This window comes from Paenibacillus albidus (genome assembly GCF_014644435.1).
In the GTDB taxonomy this organism is placed as follows: domain Bacteria; phylum Bacillota; class Bacilli; order Paenibacillales; family Paenibacillaceae; genus Paenibacillus_AQ; species Paenibacillus_AQ albidus.
In genome coordinates, this window is sequence record NZ_BMKR01000054.1 from 1 (window position 1) to 17,164 (window position 17,164).

Consider the following 17,164-nt stretch of genomic DNA (forward strand, 5'->3'; position numbering starts at 1 on the left):
ACTTCCTGTAGTGTATCTGAAGTGGGTTAAAGTGTCCAAGTGGATAAGGGGGCTAAATAGAAACCACCCGCTAATTTCATAAAAAGGTCTAATTTAGACGATTTCTACGAGATTAACGGGTACGATTCCCTCTAACATGACTAAAAGGGTTGATTTTTATTTTTTAAGAGGCGGATTTCCCTATAGCGGAGCTGTCTCCGGGTGTTTTAGGCTAACGGGAAGATTAGTTGAATTCATTCATGAGAGGGAGGATGATTATGATTAATGAAGCGAACAAAGAAATTATTGGACATTATATTGAGGCCTATAATTCATTCGATATCGAGGGTATTGTAAAACTTTTGCATAAGGATATCGTGTTCAGGAATTTATCCAATGGTGAAGTTAACACGGAGACCACAGGAATACATGAGTTCAGACAGCTGGCGGAAAAGTCGTCAGAGATTTTCTCTAGTCGTCGTCAGACAATAGTCAACTATAGTGCTATAGACGATAAAGTAGAAGTACAAATTGATTACGAAGCAGTACTGGCCGTTGATTTGCCCAACGGATTAAAAGCTGGAGATAAGTTGCAGTTGGAAGGGAAATCCGTATTTCGGATTAAAGAAGGGAAAATAGCATTGATTGAAGATTACAGTTGAGCAGCTCAAGTCGAATGAATACAGTCCCGAATGGTTTGGATTACGAGGTCCGGTTCTGAGAACTGCGGGAAGTGCCCGCTGCGGGTAGCCAGGACCTGCTTGCCATGCTTGCTCAGCTGCACGAGGTCCAACTGATTTTTGCTCCGGATTTCCAAGGCATGCTTGGGCATCAGCGGAGGTTTATTCGTTCCTGAGACGACGAAGAGAGGTTTGTCAGGAAAGGGCCCGGCCTGTTCGATTTGTGTGGCGGTCTCCTTCACAAAATGTACCTCATCCCACTTTTTAGAAGGGGATAGGGCATCAAAGATGCCCAGAAAACGGTTGAGGTTCCGGATCAAGGCAGGCTGGGTATCATTAATCGCCAGATCCAGCGGGTGACTGGCTTCCAACAGTACAACGCCAGCTATCTGGTCGGGGAAATAGCGGGCAAACAAGTTGGCATATAATCCCCCGAGGGAATGGCCCACAAGAAGATAAGGAGGCGGCAGCTCTATGTCGTCAAGCAGCTGCTTCAAAGAAGTCACGACCGCAGTTCCATGCTGGGGACCAGTCGGTTTATCACTTTTGCCAACCCCCAAACGGTTATAGGCCAGAATGGTAAATTCCTTGGCCAGTTCATGAAATATTTTGTGCCAACCCTCAATAGGGCCGCCGCCTCCATTAATAAGGATAACCGCTGGCGAACCCTTCACAGACAGAGCGTATTCAAAGGTTCCATGCAGGGTCTTTATTTTATTCTTTGCAATGGGCTTCATCGTTCACCTCCGCTATAACTGCAAAACCCGCAGGTACTTTGTCTACTTTGATTAAAAATGGATATAGATGGCCCGGTTTCTCCCACCATATATTCTGAACATCATATTGATCTTGCAAGGTTCTATATTCATTGCTATCCTCATCCACTTCGATTCTCATATAAATCCCCTCTCAGGTTGGATCATGTCGAATAAAAATGAAGTATCGGTTGATCACCCTCCTGAACATCCTACGACGTTTCATTACTAAAATATATTATTTCACACAAAAAGTCACATTAGATTCCCTCTTTCTCTAATGTGACTTTCTGAGGTTATGGTTTAGGGGTTAAGCGCTCTTGCCATCGCATCCACATAACTTTTGCTGGCGCGCTGGCTTACTTCCGCATGCGGAACCATCACTTCAAAGCTGTGGAATGTACCGGGATACAGATGAAATTCGACGTCTACACCCGCTTGCGCAAGGCGCGTCACATATTCGATCGTCTCATCCCGGAACACATCGAGCTGGCCTACGCACGTATAGACTGGTGGCAACCCCGCTAAGCTTTCTGCTCTTGACGGCACCGCATAGGGGGACATCACGCTCTCTTCGGTAGGGTAGCCCCTATACATATTCCAGGCCGCCAAATTGTTCTTGCGGTTCCAGGTTGCGTTATGGGCCGTAATTTCAAAACTTGACGCCGTAATATTACGGTCGTCGATCATTGGATACAGCGGCATTTGGAAGATGAGGGCTGGCCCGCCTTTGTCGCGGGCCATTAAAGCAAGCGCCGCAGTCAGACCGCCGCCTCCGCTTGCACCGGCAATGGCAACCCGATCCAGGTCAATGCCCAGCAGCTCTGCTTCGTCCGTCATCCATGTCAAGCCGGCATAACAGTCATCAATGGCAGCGGGATAGGGGTGCTCGGGAGCAAGTCGGTAATTGACCGATACGACGACGCATTTGGCCGCCTGCACGAAACGTTCGCACAAAGCATCGTCCATATCGGGATGTCCCATCACATAACCTCCCCCGTGAATCCACAGCATGGCGGGAAGCCTAATGCCAGTTCGTTGTGCAGGTTCATATATTTTGACCAACATCTCGCCTGCTGCACTCGGAATCATCCGGCTTGCCGTGCGTACATGTTCGGACTTCTCGATGGGAGGACTCGACAAATAGCTTCTGCTCAGTTCTAAATTATCCTCCAGTTGAAAACCAGGGAATTCTGCTAATACCGACCTTAATTCTGGCAATACCCGACTTTCAAAATCCATTTGAATCACTCCTGTACTTAAATTATGATCTTGTTATCCGTCTCCGCTTCCCACTTGGCTATTTCCTCCCGAACCCGGGGTGCCACCTCTGTTCCCAGCAGCTCAATGGCTCTCATCACCTCGGCATGCGGCATCGTGCTTAACGGAACATACAGCATAAAGCGTGTAACGCCTACATTTTTGCGAAGGTGAATGATCTTCTGGGCAACCGTCTCGGGATCGCCGACATACAGTGCACCTTCAAAGCTGCGCGCGGCATCATAGCTGGAACGGTCATAATGCGCCCAGCCCCGCTCCTTGCCTAATCTATTCATCCCTGCCATGGTAGAAGGGAAAAATGTATCTGCAGCCCGTTCCGTATTTTCTCCAACAAATCCTATCGAGTGCGACCCCACCTTAAGCTGCGATTCGTCATGGCCAGCGTGCGCTGCCGCTTTCTTATAAAGCTGCACAAGCGGTGCAAAATCAGTCGGTCTTCCACCTATGATCGCCAGCATCAGCGGCAGTCCTAACAGACCTGCACGGATAGCAGAATCCTGTCTGCCCCCGCTGCCAATCCATACCGGTAAAGGATCCTGAACGGGGCGTGGATACACGCCCAAATTGTTGATCGCTGGCCGATGCCCGCCCTTCCAGGTTACTTTTTCAGACTCCCGTATTTTAAGGAGCAATTCCAAATGTTCTTCAAACAGCTCATCATAGTCATTCAGGTCATAGCCGAACAGTGGAAAAGATTCAACAAAGGAACCCCGGCCCGCCATAATCTCTGCACGTCCATTTGAAAGGCCATCCAGCGTAGCAAAATCCTGAAAAACACGCACCGGATCAGCTGAAGATAACACCGTTACTGCACTGGTCAGCCTAATACGTTTCGTCTGTGAGGCAGCTGCAGACAACACAAGTGCCGGTGAAGATGCCGCATAATCCTGCCGATGATGCTCACCTACGCCAAACACATCCAGTCCCACTTGATCAGCAAGAACAATTTCCTCAACAACTTCACATAGCCGCTGTGCGTGACTTATCACTTCACCCGTCTGAATGTCCGGTTTGGTTTCTACAAACGAAGTAATACCTATTTCCATGTTCAATCTCTCCTATTCTAAAAAGCTTTATTGTAATGCAGCAGCCGTAGCGCGCCTGGTCATTGCCCAAAACAGAAGAGCTACAGCACTAACAGAGGCTCCGAGCAAGCAGACTCCATCCCAGCCATAAAGTGCATATACATGGGTCGAAGCGATAGAGCCGGTAGCACTGCCGATAGAATAGAAAATCATGTACCCGGCAGTGAGCCGACTGCGCGCTTCCGTATGTAATGCCAAGATCATACTTTGATTAGTGACATGAACGGCCTGCACCGCCAGGTCAAGCAGAATAATGCCAATGGCCAATACGAACAGCGACTGTTCTAGACGGTTGATCAGCAGCCATGAGATCAACAATAGAATCAAAGACAAGCCCGTCGTTCTCTGTCCGTAACCTCGGTCAGCCAGCTTCCCCGCACGTGCTGCAGCTAACGCTCCGGCAACTCCTGCGAGACCAAATGCCCCAATTGCCGTGTGCGAAAGGGATAATGGCGGCGAGCTAAGAGGCAGTACCAGCGGTGTCCATAAAATGCTGAAATCAGTAAAAATCAGCAGCGCCAAAATAGCGCGGATGCGTAATACTCGTTCTTGTGCGAACAACATAAACACTGTTTTAAGCAGGTGGAGATAGGACAGTGATTTTACCTCACGCTCCACATTCGGCAAAATTTTAATTAATGCACAAATCATTAGAAGCATCAACGTAGCAGAGAACAGATAGATGGAACGCCAACCCGCAAGATCGGTTAATATTCCGGCAATGGATCTGGCAAGAAGTATGCCAATCACAATTCCACTTGTCACCATGCCCACGACACGTCCCCGTTCAGCAGGGGCAGCCATTGTCGCCGCGAATGCCACAAGCGTCTGCGTCACAACCGCAAGCAGTCCCACCAAAGCCATACCTGCAAATAGTACCGTGCTGGAGGAGGCGGTGCCCACTATCACCAGAGCTATTACAGATAATAACATCTGACCAATAATCAGTTTGCGCTGGTTCAATAGGTCTCCAAGCGGCACCAGCAGCAGCAATCCCGCTGCATAAAAGATCTGAGTGATGGTAATGAGAATGCCGATGGTGGAAGGGTCAATACTGAACTCACTTGACAGATCATCGAGTATCGGTTGTGCGAAGTAGATATTGGCAACAGACATTCCGCAGACAACCGCAAACAATAATGTCACATAGCGGGACATCAGAGAACCCTGAGCTGAATCAGAGCTGATCATCGCCAGCGGTGATGAATCCGCCTTTAGATCAGCATGAACTGCCGCTTTTACTTTAGCCTCCTTCATTTTGTTCACATCCTATTTCTATAATTTTAAAACACCGAATAATAATGTACCGATCAGTACGTTATAATCCTCAGTAAATATAACTCCTAAAAATGAATAATGTCAATAAATATTAAAATTAAACCTTATCTTGCGGGATATTCCGATCTGCATTTGACAATACAAACGGATAATAATAAAATAATACTATACTAATTGGTACGTAAATAAAGGTCGAAACCGTTGCATATAGTCAGAGTCATTGAGCCGTTCAGAAAAACCAAAAGTAACGAGAGGTATTGATTATGGGACGAATCCGCGAATTTGACGAAGAAAAAGTATTGGAAGCCGCTATGCAACTATTTTGGGAGAAGGGATATGAAGCTACCTCATTAAGCGATTTAACTTCGAGGATGGGAATTCAACGCCCCAGTATATACTCAGCTTTTGGGGACAAAAAGGAATTGTTCGAAGCCGCACTACGTAAATACACGAATACCCGTGCTTCTCATATCCGTGCCCAGCTTCAAAGCAATCCATCGGTAAAAGAAGCATTCCGCGCTTTTTTTGAAAGTGTGGTTGATGATGAATATGCTGAAAACCCTAGAAAAGGATGCTTTTGCATCAATACAATGGTTGAACTTGCGCCTCATGATGAGAAATTTGAAATTCTTACAAGGGAACATCAGATGTACCTGTCGGTGATATTTCAAGAAACCATAGAACGGGGTATAGAATCTGGTGAGCTCAAGATTGGGGGAAATTCGAAGGCTGTAGCACAGGCGCTGCTCCTATCGTTAATTGGACTAACTGTCATGTTGAAGTCCCGGCCGGAGCGGTCATTTGTTGATAATTCGCTAGAGGTAACCCTTACACTGCTTAAATAATTCTGCCCCAGGGGACTGGAGCTCCTTCTGCCGAAACGGCGAAGGGGCTTTTTGCTGTGGCTTGGCAAACCTGATGATCCCCCTCCCTCCAAACCGCGCGATTGCTCGTAATAACACTTTGTTTATCGAAATAGCACTTCCTTTGTCACCTGTGCAGGGAGTCGCTTAATAGCAGCGAATTAGTTAAAAAAAGACCAGAAGCGGAGGAATCGAATTGGATATTGTAAAAACGAAGGATGCCGCAGAACTGCTTTCTGTTAGCCAAACAACTATCAAACGTTGGGTCTCCGTGTTCCCTAATTTCTTTCAAAAGGACCGGTTTGGCCACTACGTCTTCTCAGCGCAGGAAATTGAGCTGCTCATTCATATTAAAGACCGAATCGATCGCGGGGAAACATTGGATAGCATTGATCTCACGACACACACTCAGCCACTACGGCCATTGCAAGATAAGCCTTCCCTTCACACACAGGATAAGTCTATGGAAGATGTGGTCTCCCGCATTGATCATATCGAACGCTCACTTCAGCAGAAAGCCGACGAAGTAGTCTCGGTACAGCTCCTCCAGCAACGTGAGGAACTCGAGGAGCTGCGCCAAATGATCCAACAATTAGCTGCATCGTTTGAAACGATACACAAACCAGGTAAAGCCCACTCATCACATGAAGAAATCCACCCGGCTGCGGCCGCCATGCTTCAGGCTCCGCCAAGAAAACGCGGCCTTTTGCGTTCTTTTTTCTCATTTCTATAAGGTGCTAACTAACAATCATACCAAATGCGGCTCCGGGGACATACGCAGGCGCTTCATATCCCCAATTGGCGGGAGTCCGAACATACGCGCATATTCGCGGCTGAATTGGGACGGGCTCTCATAACCTACCCGAAATGCAACATCAGCCGCATCCGTGGATTCCGATAACAAAAGACGGCGCGCTTCCTGCAGCCGCAGACGCTTCTGATACTGCAGCGGACTCATAGCCGTCACATCTTTAAAATGCCGGTGCAGAGACGATGAACTCATATTAGCCAGCTCAGCCAACTCCTCAATCCGCAGCGGTTGATCATAGTTCCTCTTAATACATTCGATGACCTCCACAATCCGGTAAGTACTGCTGCCGATTAGGGCAATCTGTTGGAGTGTGTCCCCCTGCGGCCCCTTCAAAATCCGGTAAAGGATTTCACGAATCACAAGCGGCGCCAGCGCCGGAATATCCTCCGGTGTCTGGAGCAGCCTCATAAGCCTGATTACAGCATCAAGCAAAGAAGCATTCGTATGGCTGATAAACAATCCCCTTTGGGCCTCTCCCCTGGCAGCGGTCTTAAGTTCGGACTGCTCCAACACCTCTATCACCTGATTAGGTTCAAAATCAAGCCGTAAACACAAATAAGGAGCTTCGGAAGAAGCCTCTATAATTTGGCCCGAAACAGGTAAATCGACCGACACGACTAGATAATCGGAGGGGCCGTAAAGGTAACTCTCCTGAGCAAGCATAACTTCCTTTGCTCCTTGGGCGATGATGCATAAAGCCGGTTGATGAACTCTGTATATCGGCTCGGTGATATTTGAGTTGCGAATACAATACAGCGATGATATGGCCGTAGCGTGAACCCCATCTGTGCCGGAAAAGCGGTTAAGGATCTCTGCCAGTTCCACCTGCTTTTGGATGATGATGTCTGCTGATTCAAGCATGGTGTGCCCTCCTTCAAGTTCACGGTGTCCTGCTTCAATTATAGCGCTGCGCCCTTACCTTGTGTTAACCGTTTTGGAGGATTAGGCAATCATTTGTTATGAATTTTATTGTATCCTTTTACCATCCTCCCCTTTTAGTGTTCAGTTTTTGTCTATTTGTCTCATTTAGAGTCAAAACGGACTTATATTTATTGGGGAGGTAGGTTATGAGCGTTTCATTTAAAAAGTATACTGCTGAATTCATTGGAACATTCGTTCTTGTTCTATTCGGCTGCGGCAGTGCAGCAACGGCAGGAGGAGAGCTCGGATATTTAGGAATCGCTCTTGCATTCGGGTTGTCTATTGTGGCGATGGCCTATGTTATCGGTCCGATTTCGGGATGTCATATTAACCCGGCTGTTTCATTGGCCATGCTTATTAGCCGTAAGTTAACGGGTATCGACTTCATCGGGTATGTCGTTTCCCAGATTGCCGGTGCGATCGCGGGCTCCGCCCTTCTGTATGCCATTATCGTCTCTGCTGGCATGCCCACAACGGGGCTTGGCCAAAATGGTTTCGGTCCTGGCTATGGGATCGGGATTTCAGCGCTTATGGCGTTCATTGTAGAGGTCGTTTTAACCTTCGTATTTATTTATACGATTCTGGGCGTGACCTCTACCGAGAGCAACGGGAACGTCACCGGCCTGGTCATTGGACTAACGCTCACTTTTGTACATATCCTTGGCATCGCTTTAACGGGAACGTCCGTCAACCCCGCAAGAAGCTTGGGACCGGCCCTTTTGCTCGGCGGACAGGCCTTGTCCCAAGTGTGGGTGTTTCTTGTTGCCCCGCTTGCCGGCGCGGCGCTGGCCGTTGCTGCATATCAGTTGCTGAACAGTAGTAAGGGGAAGTAAGGATCGACGTTTAGATCACTTCCCGAACCAATCCTTCTTTTAAGCGGTCCAGCTGCAGAAGATGATGGCGATAGTGCATTTCAACAAGCAGAAACCATTCCTCTGCACACAGTCCACCCAATGACGGATGGGGCACAGTATTTTGTTTGGACGCTTGTATAAGACCAGGTTCTATCTCCTTCATTCTCTGGATCACAGTGTGTAACCCTTGAATTAGCTGCTCTTTGCTTTCCGGCTGCTCCGGGGTATATTGGGGGGATGGCGGAACCTGAATACGAATCGGCGGGAAACTTCCCTGAGCAAATACGGCCGCACCAGCTTCGGTTTTCCCCGCTGGAGTTACCTGGGGCTCTTCGCTTGGCACCAGACATTGATCCAGGTTACGAAGCTGCATATAAAGCGCCGAGTTAATGAGATGTTGCACCATCTGCCCGATGGACCACTCGTTGTCACTTGGCTTCTGCTTCAGCTGCTCCAGCGTAAATTGATCCAGTTCATGAATATAATGTGCCGTAGTTTCCTCAAATTGTTGTAACGCGTCCTTTGTTGCAATCATCATGTATTAGCTCCTTTAGCCTATTTTTAACTAAGTATACAAAAACGCTACTGACACCATTATGTCAGTAGCGTTTTAGCATTTTTTCAAGTTCGTCTCTAACCCGATCCCGGAAGGATTCCGGTTCCAGCACAACCACTCCGCTTCCCCAGCCAAGCACCGCTTGCAGCAGCTCCTCAGGCTGTCGAACGCGAAAGGTCACCAGCAGCCCTTCCGGATGATCCTCTATAGTTTCTGTATAGAAGTTGTTCGCTTCCTTTACCTTATCGGCAATATCAGGTTGAACCTGGATCCGCACACGGATGTTGCGATCGTCTGGAGGCTGGTATACCTCCAAATGAAAATCCGCCGGCAGTTTAAATTTATCTTCCAGACAGATCAGCTCCATCATCCGGGACAACCGGAAATGGCGGATGTCTTGACGCAGTTCACACTTTGCGATGAGTACCCATGCCCCTTGAAACAGCACAAGCCCATAAGGAGCAACTGTACGGACACTTTGGCGGTTTCCATCAACTTCGGCGATTCTTTTGGAATAGCGGAACCTTATTTTCTTTTCCTCCAATATCGCCCGCCGGATCGCTTCCAGGTATGCCTTCTCTTGTACTTTCGCTATTTCTTCAGCGGATGCGAACAAACGAAAGCTCTTGCGAATCCGGAATGCCTCATCGCGGACCGGTTCCGGCAGGATGGCTTCAATCTTCCCTCTAGATGTTCGGGACTTGCTGCCATAGTAGTCATCAAACCGCTGCTCGATAAAATCTGTCCCGATGAGCAACGTCACAGCTTCTTCCACCGTGAAACTGACTGGCGGCAGAAAATAGCCTTCCATTAAGGAGTATCCCTGCCCTGGTGCCCCTATGACGGTTACACCCGCCTCACTCAAAGCCTGAATATCCCTATAGATGGTTCTCACGCTTGTTTCAAATTTAGCAGCCAAATCCTCTGCCCGCAACACGTCGTTACGCTGCAGCTCAAGCACTATGGCTAACAAACGGTCCGTTTTGTTCATGCGGCCTCCCCCTCTCCGAAAGTATTTTGTGGTATGGTTCTCCGTGCTGTCCGTGTGTGCGTATTCCCTATTTTGTGGGTATGCCGTTACCCTTACTTTCCGGTGACATATTTTAAATGGAGATAGGATGGATCCACTATGAATAAGGGGAGCGATGTAATGGAAGCTGGCCCAAGGAACGCAACTATCAAGCAGGGAGTTTCCATTATAACCTGCACGAACCGCCACAGCTATCTAATGAACTTGTTTAATAATTACACCAGACAGAACTATCCGAAGAAAGAACTTGTGATTATTGTAAATAACGATAAAATATCTCTGGCCCCTTATCAACGCTTAGCCAAAAAACATAAACACGTACAAGTTCTCCGCCTTCCGGAGCATCTCTCTCTCGGGGCTTGCTTAAATTATGCTGTAAAGAAAACGAAATACAGCTTTATTGCCAAGTTCGATGATGATGATTATTACGCTCCCTATTATTTAACCGACAGCCTGCGGGCGTTGCATAAATCAAAGGCCGATATCATCGGAAAGCGGGCGCATTATATGTACTTGCGTGGTTCCAGGACGCTGATTCTTCGGTTCCCCCATGATGAGAACCGGACGGTCACCAAACTTCCAGGTGCTACGCTCTTTATGAAACGGGATGTATTTAACAAGGTTCAATTTCCTAATCAAAATGTAGGGGAAGATGATTTGTTCTGTATTCGAAGCAAGCGAAAGGGGTACAAGGTTTATTCTGCGGGAAAATATAACTTTGTCGCCATCCGCAGGAAGAACTCCTCAGCCCATACGTGGATCATCAGCGATAAAGAACTGATTGCACACCACCGAACTATTCCCAATGTTAAGAATTACAAGAAATTTGTTGGGCGTAAGCCCAAGGGGAGGCAATGATGGCTGGGCCCTATTTAATGGGTGTGAGTCAAGGGGTTTCCATCATTACCTGCACCAAAAGGCAGCAGTGCATGGACACCCTTTTTCATAATTACAACAGACAGAACTACCGGAATAAAGAACTGATCGTCGTACTAAATCATAGGAACCTGAAGATTATGGATTATCTCAAGGCTGCACAATCCTATCCCAATGTCAGGATATTCAGTCTGCCGGAACAGGAGTCGCTAGGATTTTGTCTGAATTATGGAGTTCAATTATCTCAATACTCCCACATTGCCAAATTTGATGATGACGATTATTATGCTCCAGGTTACTTAAAAGATAGTATGCAGGCTATGGCACGGACAAATGCCGATATTGTAGGCAAACGTGCTCATTATATGTATCTGAATGGTAAAAAGCTGCTCTTGCTTCGTTATTATAACAAGGCTGATCAGTACGTTCCCCTGGTACAAGGAGCAACTCTTCTCGTCAAACGGCAAGTATTCGGCCATGTCCGTTTTCCCGATCAAAATCGGGGGGAATGCGTCAAGTTTTGTTCCGACTGCCTGATGAAAGGCTTTAAGATTTATTCCGGCACCCCCTACAACTTCCTTGCCATCCGCAGACGGAACTCAAAAGATCATACCTGGATCGTAAGCGATAAATATCTGTTAAGCAGCAAGGTGAAAGTACTGCGGGTGGGGAATGCAAGAAAGTTTGTCAGCCGGAATTAACCTTGGAAGGCGTGCAGTTCGATGGAATAAATCTATTTATTTATATTTCCTACGAGCAGAGCGGCCCAAACAAACAACGGTTCGTTGGCGAATGTCTATTTAGGCGCTGACCTGCTGCCTACTTCACAACCAAAACAAGGGGATGTCCCATATAGCCCTTTCATGGCTTATGTGGCATCCCCCCTTGATCATTTGTTAAAGTACGGAGGTGAAGTTTGGAACTGTAGGAACGATAACGTCGGACCGGAAATCCAAACATTCACCGCAGTTACGCTTATGGCTGATATAGATTTAATTCCGCCACCCCAAAATATGTGTGAAATACTGCATATTTCTCGTCAAAAATTCCGTATTGGAAAAAGAAGTCCGCTGAATTTGATTGCTCATGTCTTTCACAAATGCTTCCATACTGGATGTATCAACGCCAGCGAATCGGTTTTCTATTTTGGTGTTGCGTAAATCATTCTTAAGCCTGCCATTTTCTTCACTAAACCTCGTCTTCCATTCTTCGTTTTTGTTAGCTCTTAATGCAAATTGGATTAAGATGTTCCCCCAATCCCCTCCGTTCATAATGGCGTCACTTAATTGTTCATATGTCTTTGGTTCAAATCGCTTCATTAGTTCTCCCGTACTGATATAGTCATCGGGAGCACCCTTAGGTTTTTCGTAAGGTGTAACATATGTAGCTTGGCCCGTTTCCGGATCTACGGTTCTTGTTTTGGCAATCGCCGCAATCTGCTGGATGGTAGACAAAAATTTGGAAGACTCTTCACCCGTCAAATATTTGTCGGCCAGGAACTTCGCTTGCGATAAACCCATCTCTAGCAAGGCGTCCCTTTCCTGCTCGTCCGATACAGAACCGTCTGGGAACATATTCGATTGAATTAACGTATAGACCGCTTTGCTGACCTCCGGCGATTTGCCTTTTAGAACACTCTGCAGCGATTCGTTAATTTCAGCTGTACCATAGTAATGTGCCGGCTGCATCTCGATGGCGCCAGCCGCTAATTCCCTGCCTTTTTGACTAATTTCAAGTAAGTCATAGGACTGTTTGGAGTCAGGCATTGTGCCTGTGTGCAAAGTGGCCTTTGTTGCCCTCCCCTTTACATCGTAAAGGTTAGGAATAGGATTTGTCGAATATCTGGTAACCTCCAATTTCTCACACCTCACATTTAATCTTTTCTTACTAATATCGGCTTATTCTTCCATATATTTGATAGTGCTTATCATCATATAGCTCCATTAACATTTTAGAGAGTTGAAAGGGAATTACGCAGATGTTTAACATCACTCATCGGCGGACGTCCAAACATGCGGCCATACTCCCGGCTGAACTGCGAAGGGCTCTCATAGCCCACGCGAAAGCCAACATTCGCAGCTTCCAATCCATCCGAGAGCAGCAAGCGGCGTGCGGTCTGCAGGCGTATGGCCTTCTGATACTGCAGAGGGCTTATAGCGGTTACTTTCTTAAAATGCTTGTGTAAGGAAGAAGGACTCATGTTGACTTCCTTCGCCAATTCTTCGATCACTAGTGGCTTGGCATAATCGCGGGTAATCAGATGGATCGCTTTGGAGATGCCATGTGCATAGCTGCCGACTACGGCAAATTGCCTGATCAAAGCTCCTTGCTCGCCTTGTAATATACGATAAAAGATTTCACGTGTGATAAGCGGCGCAAGGTACTCCATATCTGCAGGCGTATCCAACAGTCTGACAAGCCGAAGCAGCGCATCAAGCAGCGGAGGGTCAGATTGGCTCACCAATATCCCCCGTCCCGTTTTTCCATTATATTGAGAGGTACTTTTCTTGATAATATCCAGGATGACATCCGGGCTAATGGATAATTGAAGACTTAGATAAGGAAACTGCGGCGAGGCTTGCGTAATTTGCCCTATTACAGGAAGTTGCACCGAGGTGACCATGTAGGTTGTCGGATCGTACACATAATTTTCCCCAGCCAGCGTTGCTGTCTTGGAGCCTTGTGCGACCACGTATAAGGAGGGCCTATGGACTGTATGATGCAACTCGGACAAATGGCTTGCGCACCTGAAGTAAAGTCCCGGCACAGATGAACCAAACGTACCGTCCGAAGACGCGTGGCGTTGAATCCGCTGAATGAGTTCTTGTAGATGAGGAGAAATCTCAGAGGGGGGAGAAGACGAAATCATACATGCTTCACCTTCCTTTCCGTAAACACTGATAGTGATGTTCTAATTATATGCACGCCGAATAGGATCAGGCAAGAATCGGACTTGATTGGTCTACCTGTTCCCATCCAATTCTACTTAAAATTTACTTGCAAGGCCAACAGAGAGCCTCGGCAAATAGATTAAAGAAAGAAGGATTGGGCTATGAGCTTGGGAGGAAATATGGAGAACAAAGTGGTCGTCATTACAGGGGCAAGCAGCGGAATTGGAGAAGCCACGGCACTGTTGCTTGCCGAGCGCGGAGCAAAAGTTGTGCTTGGAGCACGCGGAATAGATCGCCTTGAAGCACTGGCAGCAAGTATTTCAAATGGAGGTGGTGAAGCTGTATATGCACGCACTGACGTAAGACGGCGCGAGGATCTGTGCAACCTTGTTACTTTGGCTTGCGAGCGGTACGGGAAGCTGGATGTTCTCGTTAGCAATGCCGGAATTATGCCCATTTCCCCTCTCAGCGAACTGCGTGTCGAGGACTGGGAGGATATGATTGACGTTAATATTAAAGGCGTTTTGTACGGCATAGCCGCAGCGTTGCCCGTCTTTCACAAGCAGGGGTTCGGACATTTCGTGAACATCGCTTCTGTAGCAGGACATAAGACTGTGCCGAACCAGTCGGTCTACTCCGGTACGAAGTTCGCCGTCCGTGCCATCTCAGAAGGGCTGCGCCAGGAAGCTGGAGATAAGCTGCGCGTGACCCTCATTTCACCTGGGATTGTGCAGACGAATTTCACGGATGGCATGACAAATCCCGCATTGAGAGCTCAACTCGCCGCCATTCGGGATAAACTGGCGATGACACCGGACGCGGTAGCCCGCGCCATTGGATTCGCGATTGAGCAACCGACTGATATTGATGTGAACGAAATCGTAATCCGTCCGACTGCACAAGGGTAATGAATAGATAGGGGCACCCTTTGTGGGCGCCCCAAAAATAAAAAAAGAGCAGCACAAAGCCGCTCCTCATTTATAATGATGTTTATCAGTATCTGCACTCAAACCATATATTCAGCCATAATTAACTCGATATCGTATGGAGTAACTCCTTTTTCCACCGAATATACCGCATCGGCCTGATCGGCTGTATCTACTAATTCCCCTCTTGCCTTGGCATGGAGGTTGAATAAATCGTGCAGATCCGGTTTACGTAAACCCGTCATGGCTTTGCCCATCAAGACCATCCCGCCTTGGTTCCCCTCTACATTATTGTAATAATGAGGGTGTCTGGTTAGAGAGAGATCTGTCCAGATGACCGTACGTTTCACCAGATCCAGGATGACGGGAATCGCAATCTGCGTATCGGCGGTGACATCGATTTTATTGGCAACTGTACTAGGCTCGAAGATTTCGCCGGAACCGGGTTTCTTACGCATCATCCAGCCCACAAAGCACTCCGGCAAGTTACAGTACGGTTGATTCGTGAAGGAATGAAGGGTTGCCACAATATAACGTCCGCCATATCTGACAATGGAGGGAATGTACAGATCAATAAATTCGCACGCGCCTTGAGGTGCTGACACGATATCTCCGCTGTGGACGGCTTGGTATTTGGAGGACCGCAGATTCGTATAAGAAATATGCTCAACATACTGCCAATTGTGATCATACATGACAGCGGACAGGTCAATATCTACACGGCCCGTGGGCATTCCGTTGACAGTCCCCTCTTTCCACCAGCTGAAGAATCGAAGGGTGTCCCCCTCCTTCATCGGCACCTGGCTTCCCCGAACAATGGTATGCAGGGCTTTACTTGCCGATCTTTGGGAGAATGGCACATAATAGTCCTTCAATCGCTCATCCACATACACCTTCCCCAGAGGGGGCAGCGCGGAGAATCGCCCAATCAGCACTCGTTCGCATACTTCCACGAGGTTTTGGCATGCCTCTTCATCAATCCCCGGAAGCGTATGGGGAACAGCAAAGGCTTTAGCAACATTTCCTTTAGGAAAAAAAACACGCAGCTCACGCGGCTCATGGCGGCGGGCAAAATGGTTCTTCACCTGGAGCAATACAGGCGTTGATACTTGATTCGCGACTTCGCCAAATGCCAGCACGACATACTCGGTGTGTTCGCTAGACCGTAATAATTGATCCAATCTTCTGGCAAACTCACCTGGACGCTGCATGAACATATCGATCAAATTCCAGACCTGGCCATACTTAAATGCAAGCTCGACGCTTCCGTTAAAGGTCGTAAAGGGCTTGTTATTGCGTAATATATCAAAAGCTTCCTCACAGCGCATAAAACGATGCTTATACTCGGAGGGATGCAGGATCTCGCCTAATCGAATCCAGCGCTCCTTGTATCTCAGCATATCCTCCGTAATGGGATGACAACGTTCCAGCAATTCAAGCAGGAGTCGTCTCTCGCGCCGCTTAAATTTGCGGAAACGTGCAGCTTCAGCCAGACTGACATCGCCCTCCGACCAAGCCACAGCCAAACGAAGCACATCGGTTGCGGTTTTAAAATATCGTCCGATCAGCTTTGCATTAACCTTCTCATGCTTCAATAATGAAGCGACCACGAATCCCACATTCTCTTTGAAAGGAATCTCGGACGGGAGAATCTCATCCATTGCTTCCGCATCGGCGAACTCTATAACGACATCAATATCTTTTTTGTCAGTCTCGGAGATGGAGCCTTTGGCCTGTATAAGCTGGTGAATCAGGGTATGAAACTCCTCTGTGCTTCCAAGATCAATTACTTTCAGGTTTACCCCATCCAGCAAGGGGGTTCTATCCGTAGCCTTCCCCTCTGGCAAATTCAAAGTAAGATAATGATCTATGGCATTCAGATAAAGCTCCGCAGCATCAGCCTGCATCACCTGCACCGGGAAAGCGGGATACATCGGTTTGTATTCCACATGTGCACCTACCAGTACTTTTATATCGGCAATCAACTGATGATAACACGCTTCAAACTGCTCTTTGGATAAGGTACGCACGGCTCGCATCAATGGACGTGAGAACGTAAATCCAAGGGTTTCGATATTTTTGATGGCTGCTGCCAAATATGCCTCCGGAAGCCGGCCCGGCCCTTTACCTTCGTTTACAATCAGTTTATGCGCTCTTCGCAGATAGATAGTATTAATCATCATAAAAAGAGTCCAGGAAAGCCATATCCCTAATATCAGTGGAAGATTAAAAGAAGGAAGGAATATGATAGCCTGGACGCCTCCTCTCGTGATAGGAATACTTCAGGAGAGCTGCGACCCTAATTCGCCAAATGAAGTAGAAGGAAGGATCGCAATAGCCTGAAGATCAAAGTTCAAAGTTCAAAATCCGTAACTCCG

General features: G+C 47.5%; 18 protein-coding genes. 7 read left to right on the forward strand and 11 right to left on the reverse strand.

The genetic code is table 11. The features are described from left to right. The first annotated feature begins 257 nt into the window (after positions 1–257). The gene (locus IEY53_RS32350) at positions 258–641 is read left to right on the forward strand and encodes a nuclear transport factor 2 family protein (protein WP_189032149.1); all 384 of its coding nucleotides are present in this window, start codon (positions 258–260) and stop codon (positions 639–641) included. Positions 642–646: 5 nt separating this feature from the next. On the opposite strand, the gene IEY53_RS32355 is transcribed toward IEY53_RS32350, so the two are convergent. The 5 genes from IEY53_RS32355 to IEY53_RS32375 form a co-directional block, all read right to left on the reverse strand. Beyond that, positions 647–1,396 carry an alpha/beta fold hydrolase gene (locus tag IEY53_RS32355; RefSeq protein ID WP_189032150.1) on the reverse strand — a complete coding sequence of 250 codons (750 nt, stop codon included), beginning with the start codon at positions 1,394–1,396 and terminating at the stop codon, positions 647–649. Beyond that, positions 1,374–1,556 carry a hypothetical protein gene (locus tag IEY53_RS32360; RefSeq protein WP_189032152.1) on the reverse strand — a complete coding sequence of 61 codons (183 nt, stop codon included), beginning with the start codon at positions 1,554–1,556 and terminating at the stop codon, positions 1,374–1,376. Before IEY53_RS32360 ends, IEY53_RS32355 begins: the two co-directional genes overlap by 23 nt. A 161-nt stretch (positions 1,557–1,717) precedes the next feature. Continuing rightward, a complete protein-coding gene (locus IEY53_RS32365) occupies positions 1,718–2,656 on the reverse strand; it encodes an alpha/beta hydrolase (protein WP_189032154.1) in 939 nt (312 codons plus the stop codon). A 17-nt stretch (positions 2,657–2,673) separates the two neighbouring features. After that, a complete protein-coding gene (locus IEY53_RS32370) occupies positions 2,674–3,741 on the reverse strand; it encodes an LLM class flavin-dependent oxidoreductase (protein WP_189032156.1) in 1,068 nt (355 codons plus the stop codon). A 27-nt stretch (positions 3,742–3,768) separates the two neighbouring features. Then, positions 3,769–4,971: an MFS transporter gene (locus IEY53_RS32375; RefSeq protein WP_229696468.1), complete on the reverse strand. Its 1,203-nt coding sequence runs from the start codon at positions 4,969–4,971 to the stop codon at positions 3,769–3,771. Between the two features lie 350 nt (positions 4,972–5,321). On the opposite strand from IEY53_RS32375, the gene IEY53_RS32380 reads away from it, so the two are divergent. Continuing rightward, a complete protein-coding gene (locus IEY53_RS32380) occupies positions 5,322–5,903 on the forward strand; it encodes a TetR/AcrR family transcriptional regulator (protein ID WP_189032160.1) in 582 nt (193 codons plus the stop codon). A gap of 214 nt (positions 5,904–6,117) precedes the next feature. Then, on the forward strand, positions 6,118–6,654 hold the full coding sequence (locus tag IEY53_RS32385; protein WP_189032162.1) for a MerR family transcriptional regulator: 537 nt from the start codon (positions 6,118–6,120) through the stop codon (positions 6,652–6,654). Between the two features lie 15 nt (positions 6,655–6,669). Here IEY53_RS32385 and IEY53_RS32390 read toward each other — a convergent pair whose 3' ends face one another. After that, entirely contained in the window at positions 6,670–7,593 is a 924-nt protein-coding gene (locus IEY53_RS32390; protein ID WP_189032163.1) for an AraC family transcriptional regulator, read from the reverse strand. 206 nt (positions 7,594–7,799) lie between these two features. Between IEY53_RS32390 and IEY53_RS32395 the strand changes: the two genes are divergently transcribed. Then, on the forward strand, positions 7,800–8,486 hold the full coding sequence (locus IEY53_RS32395) for an MIP/aquaporin family protein (protein ID WP_189032164.1): 687 nt from the start codon (positions 7,800–7,802) through the stop codon (positions 8,484–8,486). A 10-nt stretch (positions 8,487–8,496) separates the two neighbouring features. On the opposite strand, the gene IEY53_RS32400 is transcribed toward IEY53_RS32395, so the two are convergent. Both IEY53_RS32400 and IEY53_RS32405 read right to left on the reverse strand, forming a co-directional pair. Next, positions 8,497–9,042 carry a DinB family protein gene (locus IEY53_RS32400; protein WP_373293972.1) on the reverse strand — a complete coding sequence of 182 codons (546 nt, stop codon included), beginning with the start codon at positions 9,040–9,042 and terminating at the stop codon, positions 8,497–8,499. 64 nt (positions 9,043–9,106) lie between these two features. Then, entirely contained in the window at positions 9,107–10,054 is a 948-nt protein-coding gene (locus IEY53_RS32405; protein WP_189032165.1) for a helix-turn-helix transcriptional regulator, read from the reverse strand. A 159-nt stretch (positions 10,055–10,213) separates the two neighbouring features. Here IEY53_RS32405 and IEY53_RS32410 point away from each other — a divergent pair, with 159 nt between their 5' ends. Further along, positions 10,214–10,951, forward strand: coding sequence for a glycosyltransferase family 2 protein (locus IEY53_RS32410; protein ID WP_189032196.1), 738 nt, complete (start codon positions 10,214–10,216; stop codon positions 10,949–10,951). 17 nt (positions 10,952–10,968) lie between these two features. Then, on the forward strand, positions 10,969–11,670 hold the full coding sequence (locus IEY53_RS32415; RefSeq protein ID WP_189032166.1) for a glycosyltransferase family 2 protein: 702 nt from the start codon (positions 10,969–10,971) through the stop codon (positions 11,668–11,670). Between the two features lie 291 nt (positions 11,671–11,961). Here IEY53_RS32415 and IEY53_RS32420 read toward each other — a convergent pair whose 3' ends face one another. Together IEY53_RS32420 and IEY53_RS32425 are read right to left on the reverse strand one after the other, a co-directional pair. After that, positions 11,962–12,825 (reverse strand): hypothetical protein, encoded by an 864-nt coding sequence (locus tag IEY53_RS32420; RefSeq protein WP_189032167.1) that lies wholly within the window; start codon positions 12,823–12,825, stop codon positions 11,962–11,964. Positions 12,826–12,920: 95 nt separating this feature from the next. Continuing rightward, positions 12,921–13,838, reverse strand: a complete 918-nt coding sequence (locus IEY53_RS32425) for an AraC family transcriptional regulator (RefSeq protein ID WP_189032168.1) — start codon at positions 13,836–13,838, stop codon at positions 12,921–12,923. Positions 13,839–14,021: 183 nt separating this feature from the next. Between IEY53_RS32425 and IEY53_RS32430 the strand changes: the two genes are divergently transcribed. Next, on the forward strand, positions 14,022–14,768 hold the full coding sequence (locus tag IEY53_RS32430; protein ID WP_189032169.1) for an SDR family oxidoreductase: 747 nt from the start codon (positions 14,022–14,024) through the stop codon (positions 14,766–14,768). 98 nt (positions 14,769–14,866) lie between these two features. Here the strand turns inward: IEY53_RS32430 and IEY53_RS32435 are convergent, their stop codons facing one another. Beyond that, the gene (locus tag IEY53_RS32435; RefSeq protein ID WP_189032171.1) at positions 14,867–16,969 is read right to left on the reverse strand and encodes a TerD family protein; all 2,103 of its coding nucleotides are present in this window, start codon (positions 16,967–16,969) and stop codon (positions 14,867–14,869) included. Between the last annotated feature and the right edge of the window lie 195 nt (positions 16,970–17,164).

Excerpts from the sequence above, each read along its gene's own strand:
- IEY53_RS32355 (WP_189032150.1), bottom strand. The coding sequence starts at position 1,396 with ATGAAGCCCATTGCAAAGAATAAAATAAAGACCCTGCATGGAACCTTT.
- IEY53_RS32375 (WP_229696468.1), bottom strand. The coding sequence starts at position 4,971 with ATGATCAGCTCTGATTCAGCTCAGGGTTCTCTGATGTCCCGCTATGTG.
- IEY53_RS32415 (WP_189032166.1), top strand. The coding sequence starts at position 10,969 with ATGGGTGTGAGTCAAGGGGTTTCCATCATTACCTGCACCAAAAGGCAG.
- IEY53_RS32435 (WP_189032171.1), bottom strand. The coding sequence starts at position 16,969 with ATGATGATTAATACTATCTATCTGCGAAGAGCGCATAAACTGATTGTA.
- IEY53_RS32350 (WP_189032149.1), top strand. The coding sequence starts at position 258 with ATGATTAATGAAGCGAACAAAGAAATTATTGGACATTATATTGAGGCC.
- IEY53_RS32380 (WP_189032160.1), top strand. The coding sequence starts at position 5,322 with ATGGGACGAATCCGCGAATTTGACGAAGAAAAAGTATTGGAAGCCGCT.
- IEY53_RS32400 (WP_373293972.1), bottom strand. The coding sequence starts at position 9,042 with ATGATTGCAACAAAGGACGCGTTACAACAATTTGAGGAAACTACGGCA.
- IEY53_RS32410 (WP_189032196.1), top strand. The coding sequence starts at position 10,214 with ATGGAAGCTGGCCCAAGGAACGCAACTATCAAGCAGGGAGTTTCCATT.
- IEY53_RS32430 (WP_189032169.1), top strand. The coding sequence starts at position 14,022 with ATGAGCTTGGGAGGAAATATGGAGAACAAAGTGGTCGTCATTACAGGG.
- IEY53_RS32360 (WP_189032152.1), bottom strand. The coding sequence starts at position 1,556 with ATGAGAATCGAAGTGGATGAGGATAGCAATGAATATAGAACCTTGCAA.
- IEY53_RS32365 (WP_189032154.1), bottom strand. The coding sequence starts at position 2,656 with ATGGATTTTGAAAGTCGGGTATTGCCAGAATTAAGGTCGGTATTAGCA.
- IEY53_RS32405 (WP_189032165.1), bottom strand. The coding sequence starts at position 10,054 with ATGAACAAAACGGACCGTTTGTTAGCCATAGTGCTTGAGCTGCAGCGT.
- IEY53_RS32425 (WP_189032168.1), bottom strand. The coding sequence starts at position 13,838 with ATGATTTCGTCTTCTCCCCCCTCTGAGATTTCTCCTCATCTACAAGAA.
- IEY53_RS32370 (WP_189032156.1), bottom strand. The coding sequence starts at position 3,741 with ATGGAAATAGGTATTACTTCGTTTGTAGAAACCAAACCGGACATTCAG.
- IEY53_RS32390 (WP_189032163.1), bottom strand. The coding sequence starts at position 7,593 with ATGCTTGAATCAGCAGACATCATCATCCAAAAGCAGGTGGAACTGGCA.
- IEY53_RS32395 (WP_189032164.1), top strand. The coding sequence starts at position 7,800 with ATGAGCGTTTCATTTAAAAAGTATACTGCTGAATTCATTGGAACATTC.